Annotated in this window: 17 protein-coding genes; 9 read left to right on the forward strand and 8 right to left on the reverse strand. The window is 45.1% G+C overall.

Translation table 11 applies throughout. The annotated features are described in order from the left end of the window. Positions 1 to 663 precede the first annotated feature (663 nt). The 4 genes from AB4263_RS12735 to rlmM are packed head-to-tail and all read left to right on the forward strand — an operon-like array spanning position 664 to position 3,664. Positions 664 to 1,572 carry a transcriptional regulator GcvA gene (locus tag AB4263_RS12735; RefSeq protein WP_012604639.1) on the forward strand — a complete coding sequence of 303 codons (909 nt, stop codon included), beginning with the start codon at positions 664 to 666 and terminating at the stop codon, positions 1,570 to 1,572. Next, positions 1,565 to 2,188, forward strand: coding sequence for an alpha/beta fold hydrolase (locus AB4263_RS12740; RefSeq protein WP_102319949.1), 624 nt, complete (start codon positions 1,565 to 1,567; stop codon positions 2,186 to 2,188). Before AB4263_RS12735 ends, AB4263_RS12740 begins: the two co-directional genes overlap by 8 nt. Further along, the gene (locus tag AB4263_RS12745) at positions 2,178 to 2,576 is read left to right on the forward strand and encodes a DUF423 domain-containing protein (RefSeq protein ID WP_102319950.1); all 399 of its coding nucleotides are present in this window, start codon (positions 2,178 to 2,180) and stop codon (positions 2,574 to 2,576) included. The genes AB4263_RS12740 and AB4263_RS12745 overlap by 11 nt, the downstream gene beginning before the upstream one ends. Next, on the forward strand, positions 2,573 to 3,664 hold the full coding sequence (gene rlmM, locus AB4263_RS12750; RefSeq protein WP_372098314.1) for a 23S rRNA (cytidine(2498)-2'-O)-methyltransferase RlmM: 1,092 nt from the start codon (positions 2,573 to 2,575) through the stop codon (positions 3,662 to 3,664). Before AB4263_RS12745 ends, rlmM begins: the two co-directional genes overlap by 4 nt. A gap of 77 nt (positions 3,665 to 3,741) precedes the next feature. On the opposite strand, the gene xni is transcribed toward rlmM, so the two are convergent. The 5 genes from xni to queF all read right to left on the reverse strand — a co-directional run bounded on the left by xni (position 3,742) and on the right by queF (position 11,063). Then, positions 3,742 to 4,515: a flap endonuclease Xni gene (gene xni, locus AB4263_RS12755; protein ID WP_017069498.1), complete on the reverse strand. Its 774-nt coding sequence runs from the start codon at positions 4,513 to 4,515 to the stop codon at positions 3,742 to 3,744. 93 nt (positions 4,516 to 4,608) lie between these two features. Beyond that, positions 4,609 to 5,973 (reverse strand): nucleotide 5'-monophosphate nucleosidase PpnN, encoded by a 1,365-nt coding sequence (gene ppnN / locus AB4263_RS12760; protein ID WP_017060771.1) that lies wholly within the window; start codon positions 5,971 to 5,973, stop codon positions 4,609 to 4,611. Positions 5,974 to 6,216: 243 nt separating this feature from the next. Next, positions 6,217 to 7,782 (reverse strand): GGDEF domain-containing protein, encoded by a 1,566-nt coding sequence (locus AB4263_RS12765; RefSeq protein WP_081229491.1) that lies wholly within the window; start codon positions 7,780 to 7,782, stop codon positions 6,217 to 6,219. A gap of 118 nt (positions 7,783 to 7,900) precedes the next feature. After that, on the reverse strand, positions 7,901 to 10,159 hold the full coding sequence (locus tag AB4263_RS12770) for a tetratricopeptide repeat protein (RefSeq protein ID WP_017071997.1): 2,259 nt from the start codon (positions 10,157 to 10,159) through the stop codon (positions 7,901 to 7,903). A gap of 58 nt (positions 10,160 to 10,217) precedes the next feature. Next, positions 10,218 to 11,063: an NADPH-dependent 7-cyano-7-deazaguanine reductase QueF gene (gene queF, locus AB4263_RS12775; RefSeq protein WP_017060768.1), complete on the reverse strand. Its 846-nt coding sequence runs from the start codon at positions 11,061 to 11,063 to the stop codon at positions 10,218 to 10,220. Positions 11,064 to 11,194: 131 nt separating this feature from the next. Here queF and syd point away from each other — a divergent pair, with 131 nt between their 5' ends. Next, positions 11,195 to 11,740 carry a SecY-interacting protein gene (gene syd / locus AB4263_RS12780; protein ID WP_050633962.1) on the forward strand — a complete coding sequence of 182 codons (546 nt, stop codon included), beginning with the start codon at positions 11,195 to 11,197 and terminating at the stop codon, positions 11,738 to 11,740. Between the two features lie 4 nt (positions 11,741 to 11,744). Beyond that, positions 11,745 to 12,521 carry a Zn-ribbon-containing protein gene (locus AB4263_RS12785; protein ID WP_017060766.1) on the forward strand — a complete coding sequence of 259 codons (777 nt, stop codon included), beginning with the start codon at positions 11,745 to 11,747 and terminating at the stop codon, positions 12,519 to 12,521. Between the two features lie 120 nt (positions 12,522 to 12,641). Here AB4263_RS12785 and AB4263_RS12790 read toward each other — a convergent pair whose 3' ends face one another. From AB4263_RS12790 to metN, 3 genes are all read right to left on the reverse strand, one after another. Further along, entirely contained in the window at positions 12,642 to 13,451 is an 810-nt protein-coding gene (locus tag AB4263_RS12790) for a MetQ/NlpA family lipoprotein (RefSeq protein ID WP_017060765.1), read from the reverse strand. A 66-nt stretch (positions 13,452 to 13,517) separates the two neighbouring features. Continuing rightward, complete coding sequence (locus tag AB4263_RS12795) at positions 13,518 to 14,201, reverse strand: methionine ABC transporter permease (RefSeq protein WP_372098315.1); 684 nt, start codon at positions 14,199 to 14,201, stop codon at positions 13,518 to 13,520. Next, positions 14,191 to 15,225, reverse strand: a complete 1,035-nt coding sequence (gene metN / locus AB4263_RS12800) for a methionine ABC transporter ATP-binding protein MetN (protein ID WP_017060763.1) — start codon at positions 15,223 to 15,225, stop codon at positions 14,191 to 14,193. Before metN ends, AB4263_RS12795 begins: the two co-directional genes overlap by 11 nt. Positions 15,226 to 15,432: 207 nt before the next feature. Between metN and gmhB the strand changes: the two genes are divergently transcribed. From gmhB to treR, 3 genes are all read left to right on the forward strand, one after another. Next, positions 15,433 to 16,017: a D-glycero-beta-D-manno-heptose 1,7-bisphosphate 7-phosphatase gene (gene gmhB, locus AB4263_RS12805; RefSeq protein WP_017060762.1), complete on the forward strand. Its 585-nt coding sequence runs from the start codon at positions 15,433 to 15,435 to the stop codon at positions 16,015 to 16,017. A 112-nt stretch (positions 16,018 to 16,129) separates the two neighbouring features. Then, complete coding sequence (locus tag AB4263_RS12810) at positions 16,130 to 16,471, forward strand: MliC family protein (protein WP_017060761.1); 342 nt, start codon at positions 16,130 to 16,132, stop codon at positions 16,469 to 16,471. 91 nt (positions 16,472 to 16,562) lie between these two features. After that, the gene (treR, locus tag AB4263_RS12815) at positions 16,563 to 17,507 is read left to right on the forward strand and encodes a trehalose operon repressor TreR (RefSeq protein WP_017060760.1); all 945 of its coding nucleotides are present in this window, start codon (positions 16,563 to 16,565) and stop codon (positions 17,505 to 17,507) included. Positions 17,508 to 17,615: the final 108 nt, after the last annotated feature.

The following is a 17,615-nucleotide window of genomic DNA, read 5'->3' on the forward strand; positions in this document are numbered from 1 at the left end:
TGACCAACCGTTAATAATTTTGCAAAGCCGTTTACTGAAAAGTAAGCGGCTTTTTTATTTTCTATTGTGAATGATTTACAGTAGTCAGACAGAGGCGTGAGTTTGGGCGTGCTATCGTCATGCTCAGCTTTGAAATTTTTGATTGATAGAAAGAGTGTGTTCTAAACGGGTTTATAAGTACCGAAGAAGTGTGAGTATCTTGAAGTATTCTGTTACTTTTTAGTGCAACTCAATGGTGCTATTTGTATGTGTTCAGTTGATTATTTGAGTGGGTGTCTGATTCTGTGATTGGCGATGAAAAATAATAAAGATTAATTAGCACAGCTATTGATAAACTTGTTGTTACATTTCTTTGCACATAAAAAAACACCGCCCATAAGGCGGTGTAAACAAATTTGACAGACAGGTCAAAATAAATACAGGAAGTACATGCCTCGTTTCAGTATAAACTGCAACAAAACATTTGGTAGAACTCTACCCAACTCGAAAAGAACGAGTTTGCAAACACAACATCGCAGGAGCTAAGCCAATTGATTCTAGAGAGAATCAAGCCGTTCAGGCTAGCTGCTGCGGGATGAAATATAGAATTTCTCTGGCTGCTAGGCAATGGACAAATTATAATGTTTCAGATAAAAAAAACTAATGCTTATTTAGAGAGTAACTATGTCTCGTCGATTACCCCCATTAAACTCGCTAAGAGTGTTTGAAGCTGCAGCTCGACACTTGAGTTTTACGCGTGCTGCAGAAGAGTTGTTTGTTACTCAAGCGGCAGTCAGTCATCAGATCAAAGCGCTTGAAGAATTCTTATCTTTGAAGCTGTTTCGCCGAAGAAACCGCTCTTTGCTGCTAACTGAAGAAGGTCAAAGCTACTTCTTAGATATCAAAGATATTTTCACATCACTAGCAGAAGCGACAGACAAAGTGCTGGAGCGAAGTGAGAAGGGCGCATTGACCATCAGTTTACCGCCGAGTTTTGCTATTCAATGGTTGGTACCAAGGCTCGCTGACTTTAATCAGCAAGAGCCTGATATTGATGTAAGAATCAAAGCCGTTGATATGGATGAAGGCTCGCTAACCGATGATGTAGACGTCGCTATCTATTATGGCCGAGGTAATTGGTCGGGGCTTAGAGCCGATAAGCTTTACCAAGAATACTTGATCCCTCTTTGCTCACCTTCCGTGCTGCTAGGAGTAAAACCATTAGAATCTCTCAGTGATTTAGCATGTCATACGCTATTGCATGATACTTCTCGAAAGGATTGGAAACAGTTCGCTAAGCAAAATGGCATCGATGGGGTAAACGTTAATCACGGCCCTATCTTCAGTCACTCAACCATGGTGCTGCAGGCAGCGGCTCACGGCCAGGGCATTGCTCTGGGTAACAACGTGTTGGCGCAGCCTGAAATCGAAGCGGGTCGTTTGATTGCGCCTTTTGATGAAGTGTTGGTGAGTAAGAACGCCTTCTATGTGGTTTGTCATGAGAAACAAGCCGACATGGGTCGTATTGCTACCTTCCGCGACTGGATGCTAGCGAAAGCGCAAAGTGAACAAGAGGACTTACTCGATGAATAACGTCATCATTGATGGTGAAGACAATCCCATCACCTTTATCTTTGCCCATGGTGCTGGCGCAGGCATGGAGCATGAGTTCATGCAGTCGGTAGCCAAAGGGTTAGCCTTTAAAGGGATACGAGTGATTCGTTTCAACTTCCCTTACATGATTAAACGTGCTGAAGATGGTAAGCGTCGTCCACCTGACAGAGCGCCTAAGCTACTTGAAGCCTATCAAGAGATTATTGAGCAGGTTGATGCCGATAAGCTTGTGATTGGTGGTAAGTCGATGGGAGGGCGTATGGCGAGCCATTTGTCTGAACTTGATAAGGTGGCCGCAATGGCGTGTTTAGGCTTTCCTTTCCACCCACCAGGTAAACCCGAGAAATACAAAGGTGAGCATCTGGCTGAGTTAGCAAAGCCATGCCTCATTTTACAAGGTGAGCGCGATACCTTTGGTAAGCGTGAAGAGTTTGCTGATTTTGATCTGTCTGATTCTATTCGTGTTGAATTTATTCCCGATGGCGACCACAGCTTTAAACCTCGTAAGAGTTCTGGTTACACCGAGCAGCAGAATATTGCGTTAACCGTTGAGAAGTTATCAGCGTTTATCAAAGAGGTACTCAATGAGAAGTAAGTATTTACTCACGTTTGCTGGCATCTCTGGTGCGGTTGCTGTGATGCTTGGCGCCTTTGCAGCTCACGGTTTGAAAGCTATCTTGTCTGAATATCTGCTAGGCGTGTTTGAGACGGGTGTTCAGTACCAATTTATCCATACTCTAGCGATATTGGCGTGTGGCGCTCTGCTGCAGATGAAACTTGGCGCTAAATCACAAAAATATTTTTTCATTGCGGCAATTTGCTTTATCATCGGCATCCTTTGTTTTAGTGGCAGCCTTTATGGCTTGGCACTGACAGGAATAAAATGGTTTGGCCCTATCACTCCGTTTGGTGGTCTACTATTTATCATTGGTTGGGGAGTCTTCTCCTTCGCTGCTTTGAATATAAAAGAGGTAACTCAGTGAAACACGTACTACTTTATTGTCGCTCTGGTTTTGAAAAAGAATGTGCTGGCGAAATTCAAGACAAGGCAACACAACTGGAAGTGTTTGGTTTTCCTCGCCTAAAGAACAATACAGGTTTTGTATTGTTTGAATGTTACCAAGCAGGTGAAGCGGACAAGTTGATCAAAGAGATCGATTTCCAATCACTGATCTTTGCTCGTCAAATGTTGGCAGTGGCTGTTGAAATTAAAGACCTGCCAACCGATGACCGTATTTCTCCAATTCTTGAGGCGCTTTCTGAGGAAGAAGGTTTCCCTCGTTGTGGTGATATCCGTATTGAAACGCCAGATACTAACGAAGCAAAAGAGCTTTTGAAGTTCTGCCGTAAATTTACCGTGCCGATGCGTCAAGCGATGCGTGGTAAAGGCCTGATGACAGCGAAAGATAACGCTAAGAAGCCAGTGCTTCATTTATGCTTCATCGCTCCGGGCCACTGTTTTGTTGGTTACTCTTACCCAACGAACAACTCCCAGTTCTTTATGGGTATCCCTCGTCTGAAGTTCCCATCAGATGCGCCAAGCCGTTCTACATTGAAGCTAGAAGAAGCATTCCACGTATTCATCCCTCGTGATGAGTGGGACGAGCGTTTGGCTCCAGGTATGTGGGGTGTTGATTTAGGTGCATGTCCAGGTGGTTGGACTTACCAATTGGTTAAGCGCTCGATGTTCGTTCACTGTGTTGATAACGGCATGATGGCAGACAGCCTAATGGAAACAGGTCAAATTAAGCACCACATGGTGGATGGCTTTAAGTTTGAACCAGACCGTAAGAACGTAACTTGGATTATCTGTGACATGGTTGAGAAGCCAGCTCGTGTTGCTCACCTTATGGGTGAGTGGATCATCAAAGGCTGGGCGAAAGAAGCACTGTTCAACCTTAAACTGCCTATGAAAGGCCGTTACGATGAAGTACTGCAAGATATCGAGAACCTAAAAGTGTTCCTGATTGAGAACAAAGTGAAGTTCAAGATGCAGGCTAAGCACCTTTACCACGATCGCGAAGAGATCACGGTTCATATTCAGGCGCTTTCAAACATCTCACCGCACTAATACGCGGTTAATGAACATAAAAAAACGCTCCTTGTTAGGAGCGTTTTTTTGTATCAATATTATCGAGTCACAGCGACTTAAGCGTTTGCTTCGTAACGAATATCTTGCAGGTTGAACCCTAAATCAATATCGGTTTTGAGTGCCGATACTTGCTTACATACACGAGCGGATTCGATGTGTTCGTCGAACTTCTTACGATATTTTTTCGGCAGATCTTCTGCTTGATAGGCCGCTTCGATATCTGGGTAAGTGGTCAATATCTCTTTGGCTGCTTTTGGCCCGATACCTGGGATGCCCGGTACTTGGCTTGAGCTTACGCCCGTTAATCCCCAGTAATCCGCCAGTTGTTCAGGTTTAACGCCAAACTCAGCTTCGATAAAGGGTTTATCTAACCAGCGGTGCTGGAAGTAATCTCGGATCTGAAGCGTTGGTGACAACAGTTGGCAGTAGCCCTTATCCGTCGAGACGATGGTGACGGTTTCTCCGTGGTCAGCCACTTTCTTTGCCAGTGTTGCGACGAGATCATCCGCTTCATCGCCATCAGACAGCAGTGAATCAATGCCTAACTCCCACCAAGCTTGTTGAATAGCATCAAGGCCTTTCATCAATGGTTCTGGCATCGGTTTACGATTCTGCTTATAAGCAGGAAGCACATCTGCGCGCCAGCCACGGTCTTGTAAATGGTGATCAAATACCGCGATGATGTGGGTGGGCTTTGATTCATTCAGAATCTTATTGAGAGTGCGAATTGTGGTGGTAATGGTTCTTGCTATATCGGTTGGATCCGGCTGAACAGAGTGCACGCGTCGGATGAGGTTTAAGGCATCGATAATAACAAGATGGATAGACATAAGTTTCCACTAAATAGGCAATAAAAAAGGGGCTGCTAGCCCCTTATAGTAACGTATCACTTGGTGAGTTGAAACGTTGGTAACGTAAACGCCTTAATCACGTGAGGCGATTTTATAGCAAGGCACGTAGTCGGTCCCTCCCGGTAACTTCATTCGATGTTGCTCAACAAAGTCATTCAGCAGTTGGTCCATCTTGGTCATTAGCTCTTTGTCGCCATCAATTAGGAATGGGCCGTGCTTCTCGATCTCCAGAATACCCTCTGCTTTGACGTTACCAGCCACAATGCCTGAGAACGCTTTACGTAAATTAGCGGCTAGGCTTTCTGTTTTTTGGTCCATGTGAAGATCAAGCGCCGCCATAGATTCGTGTGTTGGGTCGAATGGCAGTTGGAACTCAGGCTCAATATGCAGTGACCAGTTGTAGCTGTAGGCATCGCCAGTCTCTTTACGGTGAGAGCGCACATCTGGCATCGCTTGTTTCATGATTTTCGCAGCGCGTGCTGGGTCATCAATCACGATCTCGTAATGTTTCTGTGCATCAGGCCCTAGAGTTTCACCAATGAACTTATCGATCGAGCGGAAATACGCTTCACTCTCTTTCGAGCCAGTTAGGACAATCGGCATTGGCTGCTCGGCGTTATTCGGGTGCATCATGATCCCTAAGATGTACAGCAGCTCTTCGGCCGTGCCTGGGCCGCCTGGGAAAATGATGATGCCATGCGCCATACGAACGAATGCCTCAAGACGCTTCTCGATATCTGGCATGATCACCAGTTCGTTTACTATCGGGTTTGGTGGCTCAGCGGCAATGATTGAAGGCTCGGTAAGCCCAAGATAACGATGATCGGTGTAACGCTGCTTCGCGTGACCAATGGCAGCCCCTTTCATTGGGCCTTCCATTGCACCCGGTCCACAACCGGTACAGATATTCAGTTCACGGAGGCCGAGCTCATTACCGACTTCACGAGTGTATTGGTATTCGCTGGCATTAATAGAGTGACCACCCCAACATACAATCAGGTTAGGCTCGATGCCTGGCGTCAACGCACCTGCATTTCTCAAGATACCAAACACAAGGTTAGTAATGTGAGTGGCATTAGTCAGGTTGAGCCTTTGGTTATCGGCTAAGTGCATGTTGACGTAAACAATGTCACGCAGCACTGAAAATAGATGCTCTTGAATACCCTTGATGATTTCACCATCGACAAAGGCATGCTCTGGTGGGTTGCTTAGTTCGAGCTTAATACCACGCTCACGGCGAACGACTTCGACATCGAACGACAGATATTTGTCGAGCAACTCTTTGGAGTTGTCGGTATGGCTACCCGAGTTCAGGACCGCTAACGTACAGTTACGATACAGTTGGTACAGATCACTAGACGCGGTTTTCTTAAGACGCTCAACCTCAAGTTGAGAGAGTAAATCCATGCTACCGGCAGGGCTGATATGAGTGATCATAGTGCCTCCTTGTTGAAAAGAGCAGGGGACGTTGAAGTGACCCTCTGGCTCGAGAGTGAGAAGCAAACGTTGAAAGTGTTTGGTTAAAGGTAGGAGAGAGTTAACCAGACGAAACGGATACGACAGCGTTGCTTGTCAAGAATGCTTGTTAAGCGAATGTTAATCATTAGCTTAGCAAACATTGAGGGAAATGGTATGTGATAAGTATTTGAAAAAATGAAATAAATTAAATCTAGGGCTGGCCTAGTGCCAAACAAGTTGGTTGTTACCGCGTTGTTTTGCTTTATTTAGCGTTGTATTGAGTCGTTCTAGCACTTCTTCTGGTGTATCTGACTCTTTAAACTGAGTACTTGCCGCGCATAAAGTAATCGTGATTTGTTGGTCACGGAACTTAAAGGGTAAGCGGCTTACTTGAGTTTGAATGTTTTGAATCACCTGATGGCAATATTCATCGGTTTGCTCTGGTAGCAGTAAGACAAACTCTTCACCTGAAAAGCGAGCCACAGTATCAGTGGTGCCGGCTTCTTTGGTGATGGTTCTTGCGATGATCTTGAGCGCTTTGTCGCCCGCGGTATAACCAAAGCTATCGTTAATTGCTTTGAAGTTGTCGATGTCGAGCAGTACTACGCGTAGCGAATGTTGCGCGCGGATCCAGCGGCGATACTCAAGCTCTAAGCGATCAGTAAAGGCAGTCCGATTGTAAACCTTGGTTAGAGGATCAAGCAGCATACGCTGAGCCTGATCTTCCAAACGCTTACGGTAATCTTGGGTCACTTCATAGAGTGAATCTAACTGAGTCTTTCCGTAACTCATTCTCTCTATCAGAGCTTGTTCTTTCTGCTCCGCGTGGTTTAGCCTTTCCGAAAGAGAGGCGATTTCACTGAGTAGCGGATTAATCGACAGCTTTAAACTATCAATATCCTTCGCTTTATCTACCGAGCTTTGGCTTCTAGTGACTAGTTCATTTAACTCAGAGTTTAGACCTTGGCGGTGCTCAAAGTAGCTCTGGCTCTGGTCTGCATTTTGGTCTGCCGTTTTGATGCTGGACGCTAGAGAAGAGTTAAGCTGATCGATGAATTGTTCAGACTTCTTACGTTCTAGGTTGGTGCCTTCAATAACCAGTTTGAGGATCTGAAGTGTTAGCTCAAGTAGGTTTTGTGTGGAAACACCAAGCAGCAGCTTCGCTCGAATATCGGTAAGCAGATCACCCGATTCACCCTCGAAGTCGAGTTCAGTGATCAGATGTTGTAGTTCGTTTGATAGGTCGGAAAGGAGCTCTTGTTCCGGAGAGTGCGCAGCGTCAGCAAAATGGGTGCGTGAGTTATTCGCCATAATCTTTATGGCACGCTCATAAATACCGAGAAGTTTCATGGCGTGGTCGACTTTCTGACTGCCATTGCATTCGGAGAAGCTAAGTAAGTTTCGTAGGTCGCGTTTGAGCTGTGCTGGAAGGCCAGTTATGCGCTGCAGCGTTTCCCCACTGTGCTTAATGCTATCGTCCAGATACCCGTTCTGTTTATCCATAGCCAACGTTTTCTGCTTAAGCATCCTTTCTAATACTGCCAGTTTTGGGATCATTGAGCTAATGTCTTTTTGCTTTTCTAGCTCTTCCCTAAGGGCAATGAGGTTTTCATCTAAATGGCTGTTACTACCAACACATGCATCACTTAAAGACGTGACGATACGCTTTAGAACTTTCTGTTCTCTAATAAACTTGAACGAGGTGTCTCTTTGCGTCAAACGGACCTGCTCCAACTGAGATTTCAGCTGGTGGAGTTGCGCCTGAATGTCTTTTTCAAGAATGCCCATAGATGTATTTATTAGCGCCGCGTAGACCGATCTCGATCATTTTGATGAAATTCCGTTACATCGATAATAACAAAACTAAAAATAAGGTCACGACTTGCTGCTCTTAACCGCTCGCAAATCAGTCATCTTTTAGCATTTTTTTGATGTTGTCCTCATTCTGGTACGAGGATTGTATTTTTATTAACCCTTGATTAATCGCATGTTTACACGCTTCTCTTATGTTACCAGTTGCAAGGCTCGCTGCTGGTGCATTATCGATAGCTTTTAGATAGACCCATTGGCTACTGCGCTCTTTGAGACTGATCTCACGGGCGAGATTGGTCGACATCAACAATACGTCGAGCAGCTCTTGATCGTTAATTGCGGTGTAAGCGCGTGGCAAGAATGGGTAGTCAGCGATGCCCATACGGACCGTTCGGTTGATGTTTCGCTCTGTTTCGAAGTCATTCACCCAAGACTGAATCTTTCTGAACATGTCCTCAGGCGACAAATCACGGTCCGCGTTTGGCTCGATATAAAGCAGGTTCGCATCCGAGAAGTGGTAGACACGAGCTGGGCCTTCAAGCTTAGATTTTAGGAATTCACCGAAAGCGTCTTCCAGTTCTAGACCGGCTTTGTAACCGTTCTGCGTGTACATATTGCGTAAGAACGGTAAATCAATCATCACGAAGCGTAAGCGGTCGTTGAGTGGCTCATGAATCAATTCGCCAAGTTGCCACTGTTCGAAGGTCTGGCTGGTTTGTTCCAGCGAGTTAGAGAGCTTCGCATTGAGCATTCTTAAGTTCGGAAGCTTTGAACGTGAGTGCGTAAATAGGTCGGTGCGCAGTGAGTCCACTTCTTTGGCTAAGGTTTGAATGAGATAGCCACGGCGCAGAACAAAGAAGAACAAGACAATGCTGAACAGGAATAGGGCGAACGATATTTTTTGGAACTTACGATGCTCCAGTTTGTATTGCTCTAGCTCTTGCGCTTGGCCTGCGTAGTGCAGGGTTTGTTCGGCAAATTCTTTCTGTTGACGGAACGCGTCTTCGCCAACACGGTTGAGTTTTTGCTGCTCTAGAGAGACAAGGCTGTTGTATTGCTTGAGGTTTGCCAATGCTTGCTGTGGACGACCTGCCTGTTCATAACCCAAAGAAAGTAAGTAGTACGAGCGTTGTGAAAGGCGCATGTTCTCTATCTGGCGTGAGATCTCAAGTGCACGTGTCGCATGCTTTATCACGTCTTCGCTTTCTTGTAGGTGATACGCTAACCCTGCAGATAACAGTGCAGCACGGCCTTCCAGCTTTGGAATGTCGGTATATTCCAGCAGCTCAAGGGCACGGGTTAGGTACTGTTCTGCTAGAGGGTAGTTATAAAGGCGTAAGTAGGTCGCCGATAGACTTAGTCGGATATCAATGACTTGGTGGATATCTCGGTCAGTGCTTTCGTGATCAAGAACGTTGAAGAAGTGTACCAAGGCAAGGTTATATTTCCCTTGATAGAAGTACACATCCCCCATTTTCTTAAGCACTTGTGCTAAGACAGGCGAGTTTTCAAAGTTGTCATAGAAATCAGCGGCTTGAGATAGGTGTTCTAACGCTTTATCCAACACTTGGCGCTCAAAGAAAAGCTGCGCAAGTAGGCGGTTGACCTTGGCCAAACGTGAACTTAGATTGCCCTCTACTGATTTCCAGTAGCCATACAACAACTCGGATAACGCGTGGTTGTACTCTTTGTGAGTCAGATAAAACTCGCCGACGGAGATATGGTAGTCGATGGTGACTTTTTCAGAGTAACGTTGATCGAGATAGGTTTTGGCTTCTTGATAGAACTTTTCGGCTTCATCGATCTTGTTGTCGTAAGAGGCGATGTCGGCTTTCAACATGATCAAGCGATAGGTAATGCCTTCCGTTAAGCGTAAGGTTTTATTCACCGACTCTAGATTTGTTTCAATGTTAGTGAGCTCTGATTTTGCTTTGGCTGATTTTCTATCACTCAGCCAAAGTAAGCGAACTTTTAGGATCTGAAGATCTATTTTTAGGTAATCAAGCTTATAGGTTTGCGCTAGCTCGGAGGCTTTGTCGATGTGCTGAATCGCAATACGCATATTGCCAAGGTTGTATTCCGCTTTGGCTAAGATCTTATACGCATCGATACTGCTGTTTGGTGTTCGAATCGAGGAGTCTGTCTCTTCGCGAGAAATAGCTGAAGGGCTTTTCTCGCGTTGATCAGAAAGGACACGCAGCGTTAGGTAGCTGTTGGCCATTTGTTTTGCTTGGCTCGGCTCGATCTCAACCAAATTATTGGCTTCATTGAGTAGCGCCGACGAATAAACCGACGCATTGACCGATGTGCTTAAGCTTAAAATAAATAGACTAACAACGTATAACCAACGCATTTCAATGTCCCTTTAAAGATTTGGTAGGTTCAAATAAGTGTGGGTGGTTCTCGCCTGATTATTGGCGAGCCATACGCTTATTGTGGCTTGGTCTATCTTGCTCTGTTGAACGGTATGGGTTGATATCCAGACCACCACGACGTGTGTAACGTGCGAACACAGTTAGCTTCGAAGGTGCACAGTATTTCATGATGTCAGTGAAGATACGCTCAACACATTGTTCGTGGAATTCATTGTGCTCACGGAAAGAAACTAAATAGCGTAGCAGAGCTTCACGGTCAATTTGCTTACCAGAATATGCGATCTCAACGCTGCCCCAATCCGGTTGATTGGTGATCAAACAGTTCGACTTCAATAGGTGGCTGTGCAGTGTTTCTTCAACGTCTTGTTCGCCAGCAGCGCCTTCAAGCAGCGACGCTTCAAAGTCGTAGCTAGTGATTTGGATGTCTTGGTTGTCGATACAGTCACCTTCCATCGTCACGATAGGTTGGTTAGTGTAGTCGGTTACTGAGTTTACATTCACAATCACCGTTTCGCCTGCACATGCCGACAAATCTTGGGTCAGGCGCTCGGTTACTTGATCCCAGTTTTCAAATTGAGTCTGGTTGTAGCTGTTCAGGTACAGCTTGAAAGATTTTGATTCAATTAAATTTGGGCTGGTTGCTGGGATGAAAACTTCACCGACAGCCACTTGTGGTAGACCATTGGTGTTTAGCCACGAAAGCTCGTACATCGTCCAAATATCATGACCAACAAAAGGCAGCTCGCCGTTTAGCGCAAGATCATCGCGATTAAGGCTACGAGGCACTGGTTGCAATAAACTTGCATCGTATTGGTTAGAGTACTCAGTTTTTTGGCCAAGGGTTAAACCCGCTAGCTCTTTTGCGTCAGAATATTTGCTCATACTTTCGTTTCAAATTCGATTAGAATGGGGTCGATTTTACTGAATCCCCCTTACCCTGTCATTAAGTCATCGCTTAATCGGCGCGGAAAGGGCTCGGATTCTATTTATTATTTTGTGTTTAGGAGATTTTCATGACTCAACGTGCTCAAGACGCACTACTTTCTTTTAGTCAGCGATACGTTGACGCGTGGCAGCAGAAACACCAAAGCTTACCTCGTAATGAGGAGTTGGTGGACATCGTATCGCCATGCGTAGAAGAAAAGAGTGGCGATGCCGTGTTGTGGAAGCACTATCCACGTGAGCAATTCGCGGATTTCACCAACGTTGAAACCGGTATTGAGTTGACTCTGCATGAAGACATCAAAACTTTCTACGGCGCACAATTCAGCGCAGATATGAACGCAACTTTCGATGGTAACGAATTGACTCTGTTACAGATTTGGAGTGATGAAGACTTCGAATGCCTACAAGAAAACATTTTGGGTCACCTAGTAACTCAGCGTCGCTTGAAGCTAAAACCAACGGTTTTCATTGCCGCGACCGATGCTGAGCTGGATGTTATCTCTATCTGTAACCTAACGGGTAACGTGATTTTGGAGCGCTTAGGTACCAAAAATCGTGATGTGCTCGCCGAGACATTGGCAGAATTTTTAGAAAAGCTACAACCAGCGGTATAAATAGATGTACGTACTAGAACTTCAATTTGAGTGTTTTGATAACACAACGGTAAGCGCTGTCGACAAGGCGGTTAATGGCTTAATGGATGCACTTCGTTATAACGGACAAGTGTTAGGTCGTGAGTTTCCTATCGTGATGGGCGACGGTGAGTTTTATGTTCGCGTTGTGTGCCCGGAGCAAGATAGCTTGCACCCGCGGAATCACTCAGACTTTGTGAAAGTGTGTTTTGATCGCTTGTCTAACGCGAGCCTACTAGCGCCTAAAATGCGTTTGCTAGGTCGAGATCTGAACTCAGAAGAAGTGGCAGAAGATGAAACACCAAGCTGGCAGGTGTTATACACGACATTCGTGCACACCTGTTCACCGCTGCGTAGTGGCGATAGCTTGCTACCAATCCCTTTGTATCGCAATCCACCTACCTTCAATGGCGACCATAAAGCCGTGTTGAAATGGCAGACCGAATGGCAAGCCTGTGATGAAGTACAAATGGGTGGTGGTTGTCGCGCGGAACATGCAACGCTAACCGAGATCAGTGACACGAAGAGTGTGCTGTTTAAACGCGGTTGGGGTCTAAGAGGGCGCATTGAGTATCTGACTAAGGTTCCAACCTACTACTACTTATACCGTGTCGGTGGGATCAGCCTGAAAGATGAAAAAGAGCGCAAATGCCCGCAATGTGGTGGTGAATGGCTGCTAGATGCGCCTATCCACGATATTTTCTATTTCAAGTGTGATGACTGCCGATTGGTGTCAAACATCTCTTGGGATCACCTGAAGTAATCGACTTTGTTTCGCTTAAATCTGAGATGCTTTACTTTCTAGCAAATCTTTATCATTAAAAAAGGGGCTGACGTTATGTCAGCCCCTTCGGGTATCTATACAGTGCTGTCGTTTAGTTGATTACCAACCTTTAACGACGCCACCTTGGAAGATGTCAGAAGCTGCGTTGTACACTTCTTCAGTTTGGTAAGCTTTAACGAAGTTTTGTACGTTTTCAGCGTTTAGGTTGTCTTCACGAGAAACGATTAGGTTTACGTAAGGAGAATCTTTGTCTTCAACGAATACGCCATCTTTTTGTGGAGTCAGGTTGATAGAGCTCGCGTAAGTTGTGTTGATGATAGATAGAGCAACATCATCAAGAGAACGTGGCAGTTGAGCTGCGTCTAGTTCAACAATCGTTAGGTTCTTAGGGTTACCCACGATGTCACGAACGGTTGCTAGAAGACCTGCGCCTTCACGAAGTTCAAGAAGACCTTGTTGCTCAAGAAGAAGTAGAGAGCGACCTAGGTTTGTAGGGTCGTTTGGTACAGCAATACGAGCACCGTCTTGGATTTCGTCTACTGATTTCACTTCTTTAGAGTAACCCGCAATTGGGTAAACAAACGTGTTACCAGCGATAGTTAGCTTATAGCCACGGTCAGCCACTTGCTGATCTAGGTACGGTGCGTGTTGGAATGCGTTGATGTCGATAGAACCATCATCTAGAGCTGCGTTTGGTGTTACGTAATCTGTGAACGTTACTAGCTCAACATCTAGGCCGTATTTCTCTTTCGCTACTTTAGCTGCCACTTCAGCAACTTGAGCTTCTGCACCTGCCATTACGCCAACTTTTACTTTAGAAGTATCCACTTCTTTATCACCACAACCTGCTAGAACTAGCGCTGAAGCTGCTGCTGCGATAGTTAGTAAACCTTTAAGGTTAAATTTCATAATAATCTCCTTTTAATAAATCTATTTAATTAGGTTCAGACGACTCTAATCTTTATGTGTGAGTCTTTATCTGTGGTCAACGCGGCGAACTAATGAATCACCGATTGATTGAATAATTTGTACCAGCACAATCAACATCACTACTGTCACAGCCATGATGGTCACATCGTAGCGGTGGAATCCGTAACGAATCGCGACATCACCTAGGCCACCACCGCCTACAGTACCGGCCATTGCTGAGTAGCTCACCAGAGTCACTAGCGTAATCGTTACTGAGTTGATGATAGTCGGTAGTGCTTCTGGAAGCAGAACCTTATTGATGATTTGTGTTGGTGTTGCGCCCATTGATTGGGCCGCTTCCACTAGACCTGTTGGTACTTCAAGTAGTGCACTTTCGATAAGTCGAGCCACGAATGGGATAGCGCCAATCGTCAGTGGAACAATCGCTGCTGTTGTACCGATGAAGGTACCAATCAGCATCTTAGTCAGTGGAATAATCGCAACCATCAAAACTAAGAAAGGTACTGAACGACCCACGTTCACAATCGCACCTAGAATCTTGTTTACTTTGGTGTTCTCTAACAGGCCACCTTTTTTTGTCGTATGCAGAATCACGCCTAGTGGAATACCGACCGCGAAGCCAACAATGCCTGCAACAGCAACCATGTAAAGCGTTTCGCCTGTTGCGCCTAATAGAAGGTTACTGTTAAGGCTGATCCAGTCAGCAATCTCGTTGAAACTAAAGGACATAACCAAGCACCTCTACTTTTACATTGTTGTCGCGTAGGAATTGGATAGCAGCATTATCATCTGCTTCATTACCGAACAGTTCAGCGACCATCATGCCGAACTTCACGCCGCCGGCGTAATCCAGGTCAGAACTTAGAATGCTGACATCGATATTGAATTTGCGTGCAATCTGAGTCATCAGCGGAGCATCAACCGTTGCGCCAGTAAACTCAAGGCGTACTAGTGGGTAGCTGCTGTTTACGCGAGTCTCTTGCAAGCGCGCTTGGTAATCTTCAGGAATCGTCAGATCCAGCGTTGAACGAATGAATTGATGCGCTAGTTCAGTCTTAGGGTGAGCAAAGATGTCACCAACTGTGCCTTTCTCTACCAATTCACCACCGCCAATGATCGCCACTTCGTGACAAATGCTTTTCACTACATCCATCTCGTGCGTAATAAGCAGGATAGTGATGTTCAGCTTGCGGTTGATTTCACGCAGTAGCTCAAGAATCGATTGAGTGGTCGCAGGGTCCAATGCGCTGGTCGCTTCGTCACACAGCAGTACTTTCGGATCAGAGGCCAGTGCACGAGCAATCGCAACACGCTGCTTTTGACCGCCACTTAGGTTTGCCGGGTAGGTGTCTCGCTTATCCGCTAAGCCAACGAGTTCAAGTAACTCACTCACTTTTGCTTCAATAATCGCTTTATCTTTACCAGCAAGTTCTAAAGGCAGTGCTACATTGTTAAATACAGTACGAGAAGACAGCAGGTTGAAGTGCTGGAATATCATGCCGATGTTACGGCGCGCTTCGCTAAGTTCTGATTTGCTGAGTTTTGTTAGGTCGATACCGTCAACAATCACTTCACCAGAGGTCGGTGCTTCCAACATATTTACACAGCGGATTAGGGTACTTTTGCCTGCACCTGAAGAGCCGATGACTCCAAAGATTTGACCTTGAGGAATGTGGAGGTTGATATCAATTAAGGCATTGATTTCTTTAGTACCTTGATAAAAAACCTTGTTGACTTGATTCACTTTAATCATAGAGAAACCCGTGCAGGTAGAACAGAATAATATGTCGATAGCTCGCTCGATTTACAGACGATGCTATGGTGTTCTATGATCTAAGTCAATAGATATTTTTACGTCTAGACGGCTAAACGTCGATTGTATGGCTAAGCTAGAAACAATTCGTTAACGAACGCAAAACTAAATAGATAGTGATGAAGCAAATAAAGCGTGTAATAATTAATGATTAATAGAGAGTTGATAGAGAACAAAATTTTGTCTAAACCTGCTGTTTTTTTAGATCGTGATGGTGTGATTAACGTTGACCACGGCTACGTACATGATGAGCATGACTTTGAATACATTGACGGTGTGTTTGAAGCGGCGAAAGCGTTTAAAGATATGGGCTATTTATTGGTGCTAGTGACTAACCAGTCAGGCATTGCTCGCGGCATGTTTAGTGAAGACCGTTTTCTTTCTTTAACGCAGTGGATGGATTGGAACTTTGTTGATAACGGCGTTGAGCTTGATGGCATCTATTACTGCCCGCACCACGCTGAACACGGTATTGGTGACTACAAGCAAGATTGTGAATGTCGTAAACCAAAGCCAGGTATGTTCATTTCTGCTCGTGACTTTCTGAAGATTGATATGGCTAACTCGGTCATGATCGGCGATAAAGCGGAAGACATGATGGCTGCAGAAGCAGCAGGTGTTGGCACTAAAGTCTTGGTAAGAACGGGTAAACCCATCACTGAAAAAGGTGAAGCGTTGGCTAGCGTGGTACTTGATAGCATTAAAGACGTACCCGCTTTCTTAAAAGGCTAAACGTTTTATTTATCACTAAGGTATGGACCTATCATTAGGCACTTACATTAGGTTTGTTCGAACCTGTGAATAGGCTAAGTGTCGTTGACTATATAAAGATGAGGAACGAAGTATGAAAGCTATGTTGGTAGCATCTCTATGTACAGTAGCATTGGTTGGGTGCTCTAAATCAGCAGCCCCTGAGACTGATAGCGCAACATCGAATGATCAATTCGCGACTTATCAATGTGAGTCTGACGTCTCGTTTGATGTGTCTTACCTTGATAATGAAAAAGCGGTACTACGCTTGCCTGATAATGAATACCGCCTGACTCAAGTTCCAGCGGGCTCAGGAACCAAATACATCTTAGATGATGGCACTTCAGAGATGATTAACAGCATCACTTTGCGCACGAAAGGTGACAATGCGCGTCTAGAACTTGGTCGCGTAGTCTATCGAAATTGCCAAAAGTAAGTCATAGTAAGAACTGCTAGTATTTACAAACAGTTAAGTGAGGGAATCTACCCTCACTTTTTCTTCTCTTCCCTTTAACGTTAGACTTTTTATGAGCAAAAAACTCACTATTCTTGATATTGCAAAGCTGTCCGGTGTTGGTAAGTCAACCGTATCACGCGTTCTGACCAATGATCCAAAAGTGAAACCTGAAACCCGTGAAAGGGTGGAAAGAGTAATTCAAGAATCTGGGTACACGCCTTCAAAATCTGCGCAATCGATGCGCGGTGGCAGCCAAAAAGTCATCGGCGTGATTATCTCTCGTTTGGACTCTCCCTCTGAAAACAAAGCCGTTAGCACGATGCTGGCCGAGTTGTATCGAGCGGATTACGATGTCGTGATCATGGAAAGCCAACTTGATAGAGATAAAGCCAATGAGCACCTGCAAGTTCTAAAGCGTCGTAACGTTGATGGCATTATTGTATTTGGTTTTACTGACTGCGATATTCCGGCAATCGAAGCTTGGGAACACAAAGCGGTGGTGATTGCTCTGGATACCGAGAACGTGACGTCGATTAACTATGATAACCAACAGGTGATCAATAGTGCGTTGGTGCATTTATCGGATCAAGGGATCTCTGACGTTGGCTTTATCGGGGTTGATCCTAGTGATAAATCAACCGGTGAACTGCGTCTTAAGGCTTATCTCGATTGGTGTGAAAACACAGGTTCAGTGGCAAACTATCGTACTGGTCAACTTCATCACGAAAGTGCTTATCAGCTGGTGGATGAGGTGTTAACTCCCGCGACTCAAGCGATCGTTTGTGCCAGTGATACGCTGGCTCTTGGTGTAATCAAGCGTCTGCAAGAACTACAACGTGAAGATGTGGTCGTCACCGGCGTTGGTGGCAATGATCTTCTCTCTTTCTTATTCCCACGAGTATTTAGCATTGATCCTGGTTACCAATCTGCAGGTAAGCTGGCTGCTAATCTATTGATCTCTCAGCTTTTAGGCAATTCAGAGATCTCTCATCACACTCAATCTCCGATTCTATAATCCACTCAATTAAGCGAAATTGAACCGCTTAGATTAAAATTAGAGTGTGATCTCTTTCAATTAATGGGACTGTTCCCATTTTAATTTATCATTCATGTGGGCATTATA

Origin of the sequence: Vibrio sp. 10N.261.55.C5, assembly GCF_041470505.1 — a bacterium.
Classification (GTDB): domain Bacteria; phylum Pseudomonadota; class Gammaproteobacteria; order Enterobacterales; family Vibrionaceae; genus Vibrio; species Vibrio crassostreae_C.

What these genes read in the sequence shown, in the direction of transcription:
- AB4263_RS12735 (WP_012604639.1), top strand. Translation starts at nt 664, where the DNA reads ATGTCTCGTCGATTACCCCCATTAAACTCGCTAAGAGTGTTTGAAGCT.
- AB4263_RS12740 (WP_102319949.1), top strand. Translation starts at nt 1,565, where the DNA reads ATGAATAACGTCATCATTGATGGTGAAGACAATCCCATCACCTTTATC.
- AB4263_RS12745 (WP_102319950.1), top strand. Translation starts at nt 2,178, where the DNA reads ATGAGAAGTAAGTATTTACTCACGTTTGCTGGCATCTCTGGTGCGGTT.
- xni (WP_017069498.1), bottom strand. Translation starts at nt 4,515, where the DNA reads ATGTCTATCCATCTTGTTATTATCGATGCCTTAAACCTCATCCGACGC.
- ppnN (WP_017060771.1), bottom strand. Translation starts at nt 5,973, where the DNA reads ATGATCACTCATATCAGCCCTGCCGGTAGCATGGATTTACTCTCTCAA.
- AB4263_RS12765 (WP_081229491.1), bottom strand. Translation starts at nt 7,782, where the DNA reads ATGGGCATTCTTGAAAAAGACATTCAGGCGCAACTCCACCAGCTGAAA.
- AB4263_RS12770 (WP_017071997.1), bottom strand. Translation starts at nt 10,159, where the DNA reads ATGCGTTGGTTATACGTTGTTAGTCTATTTATTTTAAGCTTAAGCACA.
- queF (WP_017060768.1), bottom strand. Translation starts at nt 11,063, where the DNA reads ATGAGCAAATATTCTGACGCAAAAGAGCTAGCGGGTTTAACCCTTGGC.
- syd (WP_050633962.1), top strand. Translation starts at nt 11,195, where the DNA reads ATGACTCAACGTGCTCAAGACGCACTACTTTCTTTTAGTCAGCGATAC.
- AB4263_RS12785 (WP_017060766.1), top strand. Translation starts at nt 11,745, where the DNA reads ATGTACGTACTAGAACTTCAATTTGAGTGTTTTGATAACACAACGGTA.
- AB4263_RS12790 (WP_017060765.1), bottom strand. Translation starts at nt 13,451, where the DNA reads ATGAAATTTAACCTTAAAGGTTTACTAACTATCGCAGCAGCAGCTTCA.
- AB4263_RS12795 (WP_372098315.1), bottom strand. Translation starts at nt 14,201, where the DNA reads ATGTCCTTTAGTTTCAACGAGATTGCTGACTGGATCAGCCTTAACAGT.
- metN (WP_017060763.1), bottom strand. Translation starts at nt 15,225, where the DNA reads ATGATTAAAGTGAATCAAGTCAACAAGGTTTTTTATCAAGGTACTAAA.
- gmhB (WP_017060762.1), top strand. Translation starts at nt 15,433, where the DNA reads ATGATTAATAGAGAGTTGATAGAGAACAAAATTTTGTCTAAACCTGCT.
- AB4263_RS12810 (WP_017060761.1), top strand. Translation starts at nt 16,130, where the DNA reads ATGAAAGCTATGTTGGTAGCATCTCTATGTACAGTAGCATTGGTTGGG.
- treR (WP_017060760.1), top strand. Translation starts at nt 16,563, where the DNA reads ATGAGCAAAAAACTCACTATTCTTGATATTGCAAAGCTGTCCGGTGTT.